9 protein-coding genes and 1 pseudogene are annotated in these 13,607 nt (G+C 72.7%); 4 read left to right on the forward strand and 6 right to left on the reverse strand.

The features are described 5' to 3' along the window. From EHO50_RS37030 to EHO50_RS37050, 5 genes are all read right to left on the reverse strand, one after another. Nucleotides 1-798, reverse strand: a complete 798-nt coding sequence (locus tag EHO50_RS37030) for a class I SAM-dependent methyltransferase (RefSeq protein WP_128435672.1) — start codon at nt 796-798, stop codon at nt 1-3. Beyond that, nucleotides 785-1,666 (reverse strand): dTDP-4-dehydrorhamnose reductase, encoded by an 882-nt coding sequence (gene rfbD / locus EHO50_RS37035; protein ID WP_128435674.1) that lies wholly within the window; start codon nt 1,664-1,666, stop codon nt 785-787. The genes EHO50_RS37030 and rfbD overlap by 14 nt, the downstream gene beginning before the upstream one ends. Next, on the reverse strand, nt 1,663-2,661 hold the full coding sequence (gene rfbB, locus EHO50_RS37040; protein ID WP_128435676.1) for a dTDP-glucose 4,6-dehydratase: 999 nt from the start codon (nt 2,659-2,661) through the stop codon (nt 1,663-1,665). The genes rfbD and rfbB overlap by 4 nt, the downstream gene beginning before the upstream one ends. Beyond that, nucleotides 2,658-3,725, reverse strand: coding sequence for a glucose-1-phosphate thymidylyltransferase (locus EHO50_RS37045; protein WP_128435678.1), 1,068 nt, complete (start codon nt 3,723-3,725; stop codon nt 2,658-2,660). The genes rfbB and EHO50_RS37045 overlap by 4 nt, the downstream gene beginning before the upstream one ends. 94 nt (nt 3,726-3,819) lie before the next feature. Next, on the reverse strand, nt 3,820-6,276 hold the full coding sequence (locus tag EHO50_RS37050; protein ID WP_128435681.1) for a SpoIIE family protein phosphatase: 2,457 nt from the start codon (nt 6,274-6,276) through the stop codon (nt 3,820-3,822). Between the two features lie 187 nt (nt 6,277-6,463). Here EHO50_RS37050 and lanKC point away from each other — a divergent pair, with 187 nt between their 5' ends. The 4 genes from lanKC to EHO50_RS45920 all read left to right on the forward strand — a co-directional run bounded on the left by lanKC (nt 6,464) and on the right by EHO50_RS45920 (nt 12,983). After that, entirely contained in the window at nt 6,464-9,061 is a 2,598-nt protein-coding gene (lanKC, locus tag EHO50_RS37055) for a class III lanthionine synthetase LanKC (protein ID WP_128435683.1), read from the forward strand. Between the two features lie 59 nt (nt 9,062-9,120). Continuing rightward, nucleotides 9,121-9,237 carry a SapB/AmfS family lanthipeptide gene (locus EHO50_RS37060; protein ID WP_128435685.1) on the forward strand — a complete coding sequence of 39 codons (117 nt, stop codon included), beginning with the start codon at nt 9,121-9,123 and terminating at the stop codon, nt 9,235-9,237. 108 nt (nt 9,238-9,345) lie between these two features. Next, nucleotides 9,346-11,037 (forward strand): ABC transporter ATP-binding protein, encoded by a 1,692-nt coding sequence (locus tag EHO50_RS37065; protein WP_128435687.1) that lies wholly within the window; start codon nt 9,346-9,348, stop codon nt 11,035-11,037. Then, nucleotides 11,034-12,983, forward strand: a complete 1,950-nt coding sequence (locus tag EHO50_RS45920; protein WP_128435689.1) for an ATP-binding cassette domain-containing protein — start codon at nt 11,034-11,036, stop codon at nt 12,981-12,983. Before EHO50_RS37065 ends, EHO50_RS45920 begins: the two co-directional genes overlap by 4 nt. Here EHO50_RS45920 and EHO50_RS37075 read toward each other — a convergent pair. Then, a pseudogene (locus EHO50_RS37075) lies at nt 12,906-13,487 on the reverse strand (LuxR C-terminal-related transcriptional regulator); the annotation flags it as partial. The gene EHO50_RS45920 and the pseudogene EHO50_RS37075 sit on opposite strands and share 78 nt — an antisense overlap. Between the last annotated feature and the right edge of the window lie 120 nt (nt 13,488-13,607).

Genomic DNA, 13,607 nt, shown 5'->3' on the forward strand with positions numbered 1-13,607 from the left:
CTACCCGGTGAACCGTTCAACCGCCGTACGCAACGCCTCCCACCCCCGCGACCGTCCGACACCCAGCCTGCGAGCCCGCGTCAACGGCCGCCAAAAGCCCGCCCCGAGCAGCGCCTCGGGCGCCACCGCACCGGCCCGGTCCAGGATCGTCTCGGGGACCTTCTGCGGATCGGGAACCTCGTACTCGGCCACGATCTCGTCGTACCGATCCCGCAACACCGTGCTGCGAGGATCGGCACCGAACACCACGAGTTGCCCGGTGGGCTCCGTATCGACGAGCACGGTCACCAGATCAGGACGATACCGGCCGAGAATCTCGGCGATCTTGTACACGTCACCGGTCCACGCACCGGTGTGCCGGTCGCGAGCCGCCTCGTCGACGTTGCGCGGCAGCATGTCGTCGAAGACGATCACGCTGGCCCAGTCGGAGTGCCGCTCGATGTTGATGAAGTCCCGCAGCGCGTACTCGAACAGGTGCATGCCGTCGATGAACGACAGGTCGAGGACGGTACGCCGCCAGTACCCGAACGGACTGCGCCCGCGGCGCAGGTTGCGCAAGGGATGACGACCGCCCTTGAGGTGGATGAGCGGGTTGTCGCGGGCGAAGAAGTCGTCGCTGGTGGCCTTGACCAGGTGGACGTCGCAGCGGATCTCCGTGACGACCTTGAAGGCGGGGTCGACGGCGACGGTGGGGACGCGGGAGAGTCTGAGGCTGCGGCCGTCGTTGACGCCGATCTCCAGGTAGTTGCGGTTGCCGCTGACCTTGTGCAGTTCCCTCAGGAACTCATGGCGTTTCACGAAGGGTCTCCTTGCGGATCCGGGGCAGTGCCTCGTGCAGAGCGGTGCGCCAGTCGCGCGCTCGCGCGAGGCCGAGCCGCTGCCGACGGCCCTGTGCGAGGACGCTGTACGCGGGGCGGGGCGCGGGCCGGGGGAAGGCCTCGCTGGTGACGGGGCGCACCCGGTCGGGGTCGGCGCCTAGCAGCTGGAACACCTCGCGGGCCAGGTCGTACCAGGTGGCTTCGCCGGAGTTGGTGGCGTGGAGGATGCCGGTCGCGTCGACGCCGACGCGCGGGCCGAGGTCGGCGATCGTCGCGGCGACGTCGGCGGTCCAGGTGGGCTGGCCGCGCTGGTCGTCGACGACGTCGACGGTGTCGCGGCTCGCCTCGAGCTCGATCATCGTGCGGACGAAACTGCGGCCGTGGACGCCGTACAGCCAGGCGGTGCGCACGATGGCGCTGGACGCCGGCAGTTCGTCCAGTACGGCCCGCTCGCCGGCGAGTTTGGTGCGGCCGTAGGCGGTGCGTGGGGCGGTGGGATGGTTCTCCGCGTAGGGGGTTCGGGCGTCGCCGGCGAAGACGTAGTCGGTGGAGAGGTGGATCAGGCGGGCCTCGTACGCGGTGCAGGTGTGGGCCAGGAGGCCCGGTCCGTCGCCGTTGATGCGCAGGGCGCGCTCCTCGTCCTGCTCCGCGTCGTCGACGGCCGTGTATGCGGCGCAGTTGACGACCAGGTCGGGGCGGTACGCGGCGAGGGCGCGGTCGACGGCGTCGGCGCCGGTGATGTCGAGGGCGGCGTGGCCGAGGCCGGCCACCTGCTCGCCGCGGGCGAGGAGTTCCTCGACCAGGTCGCGGCCGAGCATGCCGCCCGCGCCGGTGACCAGCCACCTCATCCGTGCTCCTCACCGACGCGTCGCTTGAGGGGTTCCCACCAGGCGCGGTGGTCGCGGTACCAGGCGACGGTGGCGGCGAGGCCCGCGGCGAAGTCGTGGCGGGGCCGGTAGCCGAGTTCGGTGCGGGCCTTGGTCCAGTCGACGGAGTAGCGCAGGTCGTGGCCCTTGCGGTCCTCGACGTGCTCCACCCGGTCCCAGTCGGCGCCGCATGCCTCCAGCAGCAGGGCGGTGAGGTCCTTGTTGCTCAACTCGGTGCCGCCGCCGATGTTGTAGATCTCGCCGGGGCGGCCCTTGGTGCGGACGAGCTCGACGGCGTGGCAGTGGTCGTCGACGTGCAGCCAGTCGCGGACGTTGAGGCCCTCGCCGTAGAGGGGGACCTGCTCGCCGTCGAGGAGGTTGGTGATGAAGAGCGGGACGACCTTCTCGGGGAACTGATGCGGGCCGTAGTTGTTGGAGCAGCGGGTGACGCGGACGTCCAGGCCGTGAGTGCGGTGGTAGGCGAGGGCGAGCAGATCGGAGGAGGCCTTGGAGGCGGAGTAGGGCGAGCTGGGCCGCAGGGGGTCCTCCTCGGTGGCCGAACCCGTCTCGACGGAGCCGTAGACCTCGTCCGTCGATATGTGCACGAAGGGTGCGACGCCGTAGCGCAGGGCCGCGTCCAGCAGGGTGTGGGTGCCGACGACGTTGGTGAGGACGAAGTCGTCGGCGCCGGCGATCGAGCGGTCCACGTGGGACTCGGCGGCGAAGTGCACCACCTGGTCGGCCTCGGCCATCAGCTTGTCGACCAGCTCGGCGTCCCGGATGTCTCCGCGCACGAACTTCAGCCGGGGGTGGCCGAGTTCGAGATTGTCCAGGGTGCCTGCGTAGGTCAGCTTGTCCAGCACCGTGATCCGTGGTGTTTCGGGCGCGCCGGGTGCGTTCGGTGCGTCGCGGGCGAGCAGCGTGCGGACGTACGTCGAGCCTATGAAGCCGGCGGCGCCGGTGACGAGGAGGTTCATGTGTGGATCTGCACCTTGCTGTGGTCTCCGAGGACGAGGCGGTGGGCGCTGGGAACGCTGGGCGCGGGGGTGACCTCGACGTGCCGGCCGATGAGCGAGGACTCGATCCGACCCACCCCGTCGATCCAGGAGTCCCGCAGCACGATGGAGAACTCCAACTCGCTGTCCGTGATACGGCAGTTCTCCGCGATGGAGGTGAAGGGACCGACGTAGGAGTCCTCGACGACGGTGCCGGTGCCGACGACGGCGGGGCCGACGATGCGCGAGTTGACGATGCGCGCCCCCTCCTCGACGACCACCCGTCCGACGGTCTCCGACGCGTCGTCGACGTCGCCGTCGATACGGCGCGCGAGGCCCTCCAGGACGGTGCGGTTCACCTCCAGCATGTCGGCGACGTTCCCGGTGTCCTTCCAGTAGCCCTTGATGACCGTGCAGCGCACGTCGGCGCGGGCGTCGATCAGGTGCTGGATGGCGTGGGTGATCTCCAACTCGCCACGCCAGGACGGTGTGATGGCGCGGACCGCGTCGTGAATGGCCGGCGTGAACAGATACACGCCGACCAGGGCGAGGTCGCTCTTGGGGTGCTCCGGTTTCTCCTCCAGGCCGATGACCCGTCCCGCGTCGTCGAGTTCGGCGACGCCGAAGGAGCGCGGGTCCTGGACGCGGGTCAGCAGGATCTGGGCGTCGGGGCGGTTGCCGCGGAACTCCTCGACGAGGTCGGTGATTCCGCCGACGACGAAGTTGTCGCCCAGGTACATCACGAAGTCGTCGTCGGCGAGGTAGTCGCGGGCGATGAGGACGGCGTGGGCCAGTCCCAGCGGGCGTTCCTGAGGGATGTAGGTGATCTCCAGACCGAACTTGGAACCGTCGCCGACGGCGTCCTGGATCTCCGCGGCGGTGTCACCGACGATCACACCGACGTCGGTGATACCGGCCGCGGCGATGGATTCCAGCCCGTAGAAGAGCACGGCCTTGTTGGCCACAGGCACGAGCTGTTTGGCCGAAGTGTGCGTGATCGGCCTCAAGCGCGTACCGGCGCCACCGGACAGCACGAGAGCCTTCATCTGCTTCACCTTAGCCCCGATTACGCCGATTTGACGGCGCCGGGTTTGGCTTGTTCGTCACTGCCGGGCCGCAGGCCGTTCACCGGGATCGGCCTCACCCGCCCAGTGCGACCTCGCTCCACACCTGTTTTCCGCCACTGACCGGCACCGTCCCCCACGCCGCCGACATGGCCTCGACCAGGAGGATGCCGCGGCCGCCGGTGGCCTCCCAGCTGATGCCGGCCGGTTTGACCGGTGTGCGGGGTGAGGCGTCGGCGACCGCCACGCGCAGCCGCTGGTTGACGAGGGTGAGGTCGAGGCGGACCCGGCCGTCGGTGTGCACGAGGGCGTTGGTGACGAGTTCCGAGACGACGAGCAGGACGGCGTCCATGTCCTGCGCCGGCAGGCCCCATGAGCGCAGGGTGCGCCGGGTGAAGCGGCGGGCGTGGCCGACGGCCTCCGGGACGCGCCAGACCGTCCAGCTCTCGCGCAGTGGGCGCACGGCCATGCCCTCGTAGCGCAGGAGGAGCAGGGCGACGTCGTCGCTGCGGCGTGCGCCCACGAGCAGGGCGTCGGCGACGAGGCCGAGGTGGGCGGGGTCGGAGCGGGCGAGTGCGTGGGCGAGCCGGTCGATTCCGGTGTCGATGTCGGCGTCGGCGGACTCGACGAGGCCGTCGGTGGTGAGGGCGATCACGGTGCCGGGCTGCAGCCGCAGCGGGCTCATCGGGAAGTCGGCCTCCCGCATCACGCCGAGCGGCGGACCGCCCTCCGCCTCGGCGATCTCCGTGCTGCCGTCGGGGTGGCGCAGCACCGGCGGGAGGTGGCCTGCGCGCACGCACCAGGCGGTGCCCTCCTCCAGGTCGACGTCGACGTAGGCGCAGGTGGCGAAGAGGTCGGTCTCCATGTCGATGAGGAGCCGGTTGGCGTGGTGGACCACCACGTCCGGCGGGTGCCCCTCGGCGGCGTAGGCACGCAGTGCGGTGCGCATCTGGCCCATGAGGGTGGCGGCGGCCGCGCTGTGGCCCTGGACGTCGCCGATGACGAGGGCGACGTGGTTGTCGGGCAGCGGGATCACGTCGTACCAGTCGCCGCCGACCTCCAGTCCTGCCGTGGTGGGCAGATAGCGGGCGACGGCCTTCGCGCCGGGCAGCCGGGGCAGTCGGCGGGGCAGCAGCTGGCGCTGGAGCATGCCGACGAGTTCGTGTTCGGCGTCGACGGCGTGGGCGCGCAGGAGGGCCTGGCCGGCGAGGCCGGCGGAGGCGGTGAGCAGGGCGCGCTCGTCGGGGCCGAAGTCGTGCGGGGCGTCCCAGCCGATCAGGCAGGCGCCGGCCATCCGGCCCCCGGCGGGCAGGGGCAGGACGGCGAGGCCGCCGGGGCCGACGTCGGCGAGGGCGGGCTCCAGGGGGGTGCCGGCGGGCCAGATCTGGGGGCGGCCCTCGCGCAGGGCGGCGGCGAGGGTCGGCATGGCCCGGACCGGCGCGTCCGGCCATTCGGTACGCCATTCCGTGCGCCACAGCTGCGGCCAGGACTCGGGTTGGGGCGGGTCGAGGACGGTGACGACGAGGCGGTCGTTCTCCAGCTCGGCGAGCGCGATGCGGTCGGCGTGCAGCGGCTTGCGCAGGGCGGTGACGACGGCGTGGCTGACGTCGCGGACGGTGCCGGCGGTGGCGAGGGCGGCGGCCAGACGCTGGACGCGGGCCACGTCGGTGACCTCGGCGCGCAGGGTGGAGGTGTCGGCGACGGTGCCGACGAGGCGGGCCGGGTGGCCCTCGCCGCCGGGCAGGAGGCGGCCGCGCAGCCTGAGCCACTTGGGCGGTCCGCTGGGCTGCAGGACCCGGAACTCCAGCTCGCGGTCGCCGATGGACATGTGGCCGGCCTCGACGACGGACATCAGCGACGGCAGGTCCTCCGGGACGGTCAGGCCCAGCAGGGTCTCGACCTTGCCGTCGAAGTGGTCCGGGCGGAGGCCGAACAGCTCCAGGATGTCGTCGCCGACCTCGACGCGGCCGGTGTCCATGGCGAGGCTGAACGCGCCCGCCGGCAGCTCGCCGCCCTCGGCGGCCGCGGGCAGGGCGGGAAAGGCGACGGCCTCGGCGATCAGCTGCAGGCAGGCGCGGTCCTCGGCGTCGAAGCCGCCCGGACTCTCGCTCACGGCCGCCAGACAGCCGCCGCCGTCGTCGCCGTGGAGGGGCAGGACGGCCAGGTGGAAGTCCCGCGACGGCACGCGCCGTGCCTCCGCGCAGTCGGCGAGCTCCGCCGGGCCCAGCCACAGAGGTAAGCCGGTGCGGTGGGCGTCGGCGACCGGGGACGGTCCGGCCAGGGCGTAGCCGTCGCGCAGTCCGTACAGGGTCCGGGGCACGCCGGCGGACTCGACCAGGCACAGCAGCTCGCCGTCCTCACTCGGCGTGTACACGGCGGCGAAGGAGGCTCCGCCGAAGACGAGCGCCTGCTCCAGGACCCGGCGCAGCCGCTCGGGCGAGTCCGGTTCGACGGCAAGCGCCTTCAGGGCGTCTTCGGCGCGCAGACTCCTCGTCCTGCGTCCCGCGGCACCCTCATTGACCACGTTCGCCATTACAGCGCTTATGAGACACCTGCGCAGCCCCTGTGACCGTTCGATGGAGGGTCGACGAGGGTCGCGCTCGAAAACCTCCGAACACTTCTTGACGTATGCGTTCCGCACGTCGATCTCGTGACAGGCATGACTGTCCGCGCCCGCCGGCCCGCTGGAAGTGTCGACGTCGGGCCACGGAGGGGGACGCATGGACAAGCGGTACGAGGTGTACGCGCTCGCCGACCGGCACTTCTACGAGACGCCTGAACGTATGTCGGCAGGGACGCCGGGCACCGGGCTCGGCTACGAGACGGCACGGCGCGAGGTGCCGGAGGGCTGGGACGCGGCGCGGATCGGCGACTGGCTGACGCTCACGCCGCTCGGCGCGGACGGGGCCCCGGTGCCCGGTCCGGCCCAGGGCTGGAAGATCCACGCCTCGGCCACCCGGGGCAACGCGGAGCGGGTGGCCGCGATCGTGTGGGACTACTGCGTGCCCCGGCGCATCTCGTTCAAGTTCGTGCCCAGCCCGCATCTGCTGCATCTGCGCAACACCAAGTACGCGGCCCGCGACACCAGCGGCAAGTTCGTCACGATCTACCCGGCCGACGAGGAGCAGCTGCACGTCGTGCTGCGCGAGCTCGGCAAGCTCCTGGAGGGCTTCGAGGGGCCGTACATCCTCACCGATCTGCGGTGGTACGACGGCCCGCTCTACGTCCGCTACGGCGCTTTCGCGCGGACCTTCGTCGTCGACGAGCGCGGCTCGCTCGTGCCGGCGGTGGTGGACGGCGAGGGCAAGCGGGTGCCGGACCGGCGGGCGCCGTCCTTCCAGGTGCCCGAGTGGGTGACGCTGCCGGCCTTCCTGGAGCCGCATCTGGCCGCACGCAACACCACGACGGTGGGCGAACTGCCCTACCGCATCGAGAAGGCGCTGCACTTCTCCAACGGCGGCGGGGTGTACTCGGGCACCGACACCCGGGACGGGCGCAAGGTCGTGCTGAAGGAGGGGCGGCCGCACGCGGGGCTGGCCGCCGACGGGGCGGACGCGATCAGCCGCCTGGAGCGGGAGAAGTCCGCCCTGGAGCAGGTGGCGGGGACGGGCGTGGTGCCGGAGGTGCGGGACTGGTTCACGCTCGGCGACCACCGGTTCCTGGTCATGGATTTCCTTCAGGGGCGCCCGCTGAACTCGTTCTTCGCGGAGCGGCATCCGCTGCTCACCCCGGATCCCGATCCGAAGGCGGTGGCCGAGTACACGGCGTGGGCGGTACGCATCCACGGGGCGGTGCAGCGGGCGGTGGAGGCGGTGCACGCGCGCGGGATCGTCTTCAACGACCTGCACGTCTTCAACATCATGGTCGGCCCCGACGAGGAGTCGGTGTCCCTGCTCGACTTCGAGGCGGCGGCGCCGGTCGAGGAGAACGGCCGCCAGGTGGTCGCCCATCCCGGCTTCTTCGCCCCACCGGACCGCACGGGCGCCGACGTCGACCGCTATGCGCTGGCCTGTCTGCGGCTCGCCCTGTTCCTGCCGGTCACCACGCTGTTCGTGGTCGACCGGGGGAAGGCGGCCCATCTGGCGGAGGTGATCATCCGTCAGTTCCCGGACGTGCCAAGGGAGTTCCTGGACGAGGCGGTCGCGGAGATCACGCGGGGCACCACAGCGCCCGCACCGTCCTTCGTCGAGCCGGGCGAGTGGCCGTTCAGCCGCGACTCGATGGTCAAGGCGCTGCTCGCCTCGGCGACGCCGGAGCGCGATGACCGGCTCTTCCCCGGCGACATCACACAGTTCAACGACGGCGGCGGCCTCGGGCTGGCGCACGGTGCGGCCGGAGTGCTGTACGCGCTGGACGCGGTCGGCGCCGAGCGGTACGAGGAGGGCGAGCGCTGGCTCCTGGCCCGCACCGCGCCGCCGCCGACGGGCACACCGCTGGGGCTGTACGACGGTCTCGCGGGCGTGGCCCACGTCCTGGACCGGCTCGGCCACCGGCAGCGCGCCCTCGACCTGGTCGAGAGGATCCTCGCGGAACGGTGGCAGAACCTCGCCTCCGACCTGCACGGCGGACTGGCCGGACTCGGGCTGGTGCTCGGCGAACTGGCCCGTACCACAGGCGAGTCGGAGCTGCTGGACCGTGCCGCCGAAGCCGCCGACATTCTCGTACGACGACTCGCGCAGCCCCTTGCGGACAGCCCGAAGCGACGTCGGGCCGGGCTGCTGCGAGGGGCGAGCGGGCCCGCGCTCTTCCTGCTGCGACAGCACGAACGGACCGGAGAGCCACTGCTGTTGAAGGCTGCCGAGGTGGCGCTGCGCCGGGACCTGGACTGCTGTATGACGCACCCGACCGGCTCGCTGGAGGTCGACGAGGGCTGGCGGACGCTGCCGTACCTCGGTGACGGGAGCGCGGGCATCGGGATGGTCCTGGACGACTACCTCGCCCACGGCGCCGACTCCGAGGGTGAGTTCGAGCGTGCGCGCGCCGGCATCCTGACCGCCGCCACCAGCCGCTTCTACGTACAGCCCGGTCTGTTCCAGGGCCGCGCCGGGATGATCCTGCACCTCGCGCGCACGGACACGCCCGGCGCGACCCGGGAGCGGCTCGCCGAACAGATCGAGGGACTCGGCTGGTTCGCGATGGACTACCAAGGCCAACTGGCCTTCCCCGGCCACCAGATGATGCGGCTGTCGATGGACCTGAGCACCGGAACGGCAGGGTGCCTGCTCGCGCTCGGCGCGGCCCTCGACACCCCGGCCACCGCTCACCTGCCGTTCCTGCCGCCGCTCGGGCGGCCCCACATACGCGGTTCCGCGACTTGACGGAGCCGTGACCCAACCCCGTCCCCACGGGTGGACGACACCGAAGGAAGGAAAACGAGATGGCACTTCTCGACCTGCAGACGATGGAGTCCGACGAGCTCACCGGCGGCGGCGGCGCCAGCACGCTCAGCCTGCTGTCCTGTGTCAGCGCGGCGAGCCTGACGCTCTGTCTCTGACGAGCACCGTGCGCCCATGATTCCGGGCGGTCCACTCCCGCGAGGGAGGGGCCGCCCGGGGTCCTGCGCACACCAAGGGGTGAACCGAGGGGTGAGGGCCAGAGCCGTATGACACAAGCCATCAGGACGCTCCCCGGGCCGCTCGGCCCGGCCCCCGCCCGCTGTGTGGTCCTGTGCCTGGTGAGCACGGCCTCCACCGGCGTCGGTCTGCTGCTGCCCGCCGCGCTGGGGCACACCCTGGACCTGCTGCTGTCCCAGTCCCCAGCCACCCGCTGGGTGCTGTACTGCACCGCGATCGTCGTGCTGCTCGCCCTGCTCGACGCCTGCGAGACCGTGCTGGGCGGCACGGTGGACGCCCGCACCACGGCTTGGCTGCGCCGCCGTCTGACCGGGCATGTCCTGACCGTCGGCCCCCGCGCCGCCGCCCGCTTCGGACCCGGCGACCTCGTCGCGCGTCTCGTCGGCAACGCCGCCCAGGCCGGCACGGCACCGACCGCCCGGGCCGCTCTGCTCGCCGCGCTCGCCGGACCGGTCGGCGGCGTGGTGGCGCTCGCTCTCATCGACCCGTGGCTCGCGGCCGTACTGCTGGCCGGGGCACCGGTGCTGGCGCTGCTGCTGCGCGCCTTCGCCCGCGACACCAGGGACTGCGTGACGCGCTACCAGCAGGCGCAGGGGCGGATCGCGCAGGCACTCTCGGAAGCCGTGGGCGGCCACCGCACCATCGAGGCGGCGGGTACGGCCGACCGGGAGACGGCACGGATCCTGCGGCCGTTGCCCGAACTGTCCGACGCCGGGCACCGCATGTGGCGGGTCCAGGGGCGGGCCGCGGGCCGGTCCGTCGCGGTGGCCCCGCTGCTCCAACTCGGCGTGGTCGCAGTTGCCGGGGTGCTGCTCGCCCGGCACCGGCTGACGGTGGGCGAGGTGCTCGCGGCCTCCCGGTACGCGGTCCTCGCCACCGGCGTCGGCGTCCTGGTCGGTCATCTCGCGGGCCTGGCCCGGGCCCGGGCGGCGACCGCCCGGCTCGACGAGGTCCTCGCCGAGCCCGCTCCCGGATACGGCGAGCGCTCGCTCCCGCCCGGCCCGGGCCGGCTGGAACTGCGCGGGGTGACCGCCCTGCGCGGTGGGCGTCGCGTGCTCGACGGAGTCGACCTCGTGGTGCCCGGCGGGACGACGCTCGCCGTCGTGGGCCGGTCGGGCGCGGGCAAGTCACTGCTCGCCGCGATCGCCGGACGGCTGGCCGAACCGGACGCGGGAGAGGTGCTGCTCGACGGCGTGCCGTTGCGTGAACTCACCCACGACACACTGCGCCGGGCCGTCGGCCACGCCTTCGAGCGCCCCGCCCTGCTGGGCGGCACGGTGGAGGAGGAGATCGGCCTCGCCCTCTCCTCCCCCGCCCCCGACCGCGTCCGGGAGGCGGCCCGTACGGCCCACGCGGACGACTTCGTACGCCGCCTGCCCCGCGGTTACGCCACCGCCGTCGCCGACGCCCCGCGCTCCGGCGGGGAGTCCCAACGCCTCGGCCTCGCCCGGGCCTTCGCCCACGGCGGCCGTCTGCTGATCCTCGACGACGCCCTCTCCAGCCTCGACACGGTGACCGAGGCCCGCATCACCGCGGCCCTCGTGAGCAGCGGCCCGCACACCGGCACCCGCCTCCTGATCGCCCACCGCGCCGCCACGGCCGCCCGCGCGGACGCGGTGGCCTGGCTGGACGGGGGCCGGGTGCGGGCGGTGGGGCGGCACGAGGAACTGTGGCAGATCCGTGACTACCGGGCGGTGTTCGCGGACGGGGAGCAGCCATGACCGAGCACGTCCACCGGCGCGGCCTGCGCTTCCTGTGGGACCGGTGGCGGGTCGTGGCACGCCTGGCCGGCTGGTCCGTTCTGGAGACCGGCCAGACCTTCCTCACCGGGTTCGCCCTCGCCCGCGCCCTGGACGAGGGGTTTCTGGCCGGACGGCCCGGAATCGGACTCGCCTGGCTCGGGGTGGCCGGGCTCGGCGTGCTCGTCGGGGCGTACGGCACGGTACGGGTGTACGGCGCGGTCGCCGCGCTGGTCGAACCGCTCCGGGACCGGCTGGTCGCGCGGGTCGTCGCGCGCGGGGTACGGGAAGCGGACGCCGGGGCCCTGTCCGGGCTGACCCAGCAGGTCGAGATCGCACGGGACACCTTCGCCGGGCTGGTGATGGTGTCGCGTTCGTTCGTGTTCACCTCGGTCGGCGCCGTCGCCGGACTGGTGTCGCTCGACCCGCTGCTCCTGCTGGTCGTCGGACCTCCGCTCGCCGCGGGTCTCGGCCTGTTCGCGGCGACACTGCGACCGCTGGCCCGCCGCCAGGAGGCGTTCCTCGTCGCCGACGAGGCGCTGGCCGACCGGCTCGGCACCGTCTGCCCGGGGCTGCGGGACATCACGGCGGCCGGTGCGGAGGAACGGGTCGCCGCCACCACGGGGATCTGTGTCGACACCGAGCTGCGGGCCGCCTCCTCCCTCGCCCGCTGGGGCGTCCTGCGCGTGGTTTCACTCGCCCTCGGCGGCCAACTCCCGATCGTCCTGCTCCTCGCCTGCGCCCCCTGGCTCCTCCAGCACGGCGTCACCGCCGGCGCACTGGTGGGCGCCCTCGCCTACGTCACCCAGTCCCTGCTCCCCGCCCTGCGCAACCTGGTCCACGGCCTGGGCACGAGTGGCTCACGGCTGGCGGTCGTATTGCGACGCCTGACTCGGGAAACGTCCTCCCTGGCCGGGGCTGCGACTGGAGCTGGGATCGGGGCCGGGTCTGGGGCTGGGTCTGGGGCTGGGGCTGGGGCTGGGGCTGAGACCGGAGCTGAGGCCGGGACCGGAGCTGGAGCTGGGCCTGAGACCGGAGCCGGGCCTGGGGCAGCCCCGCCCGTCCTCTCCCTCACCTCCGTCACCTTCGCCTACGGCCCCGACGCGACCCCCGTCATCGACGACCTGGACCTGACCCTCGCGCCCGGTGCCCATCTGGCTGTCGTGGGGCCGAGCGGGATCGGGAAGTCCACGCTTGCCGCGCTGGTCGCCGGGCTGCTGGAACCGGGGCGCGGCACCGTCCGGCTGTGCGGGCACCCGGTGCCCGGGGCCGAGGCCGCCGCGCTCAGGGTGCTCATCCCGCAGGAGGCGTACGTGTTCACCGGCACGCTCGCCGAGAACCTCGGCCATCTGCGGCCGGACCCCGTGCCCGAGGCAGAGCTGCTCGCCGCGGCCAAGGCGGTGGGGCTCCTGCCGTTGTTGGAGGCGCTCGGCGGGCCCACCGCGACGGTGGATCCGGCGGCGCTCTCCGCGGGTGAACGCCAGCTCGTCGCCCTGACCCGGGCCTATCTCGCGCGCGCCCCGCTCGCCCTGCTCGACGAGGCGACCTGCCACCTCGACCCGCGGGCCGAGGAGCGGGCGGAGCGGGCCTTCGCCCAGCGGCCGGGCGGCACCCTGGTGGTCGTCGCGCACCGCATCAGCTCGGCCCGCCGCGCCGACCGGGTACTCGTCATGGACGGCCGCCACACTGCGTACGGCACACACGACGAACTCGTACGCCGCTCGGCGTCGTACCGCGCTCTCGTCGGCAGCTGGACGCCCGAGCCGTCAGAGCCAGCCCTCGCCCTGCGAGATCCGGATCGCGTCGATGCGATTGCGGGCACCGGTCTTACGGGTGATGGCGGCCATGTAGTTGCGCACGGTCCCGTGCGACAGATGCAGGCTCCCCGCGATCTCCGCCACCGAGGCTCCCTCGGCGGCGAGGGATAACACGCTCAGCTCCCGCCGGGTCAGCGGCATCTCGGCGGCCTTGAGGAAGCCGAAGCCCAGCGAGTCGTCGACGAAACGTTCCCCCTCGGCGACCTTCCGGATCCCCTGCACAAGCTGCTCGGGCGAGCCCTCCTTGTCGACGTAGCCGAGCGCCCCGGCCTCGGCGGCCCGTTTCAGCAGGCCCGGTCTGTGCGCGCTGGCCAGCACGAGGAGCCTGGGCGGTGTCCGGCCGGCCTCCCGTCCGCAGAGGTCGCCCAGCGGTGGGATGCCGTAGCTGTCCGAGCAGTCGAGGTCGGCCGCGCAAACATCCGGACGCACGGATCGCAGACGGCGGGGCGCGCTCTGCCACGAGGCGTCGAACACCCCCAGGTCCGGTTCCCGGCGCAGCCACTCCGCAAGGACCGATCTGACCAGACACGCGTCGTGCACCAGAAGCACCCGGATCACTGCCCGTCCCTTCGACTCGCCCTGCACCGGTTCCTTGGTGAAATGCGCGTGCCCCATTGTTCGTGTTCGGCACCACCACCGGGCGCGAAGAACCGGCCATCAGGGTGCGCGGGGGCGCACGCGCGGCGCCCGTACGCTGGCCTGCGCTTCGACTGCGGGGGCATGACCCGGGGCCGA

The sequence above is a fragment of the Streptomyces cyaneus genome, assembly GCF_004028635.1.
GTDB classification, from domain to species: domain Bacteria; phylum Actinomycetota; class Actinomycetes; order Streptomycetales; family Streptomycetaceae; genus Streptomyces; species Streptomyces cyaneus.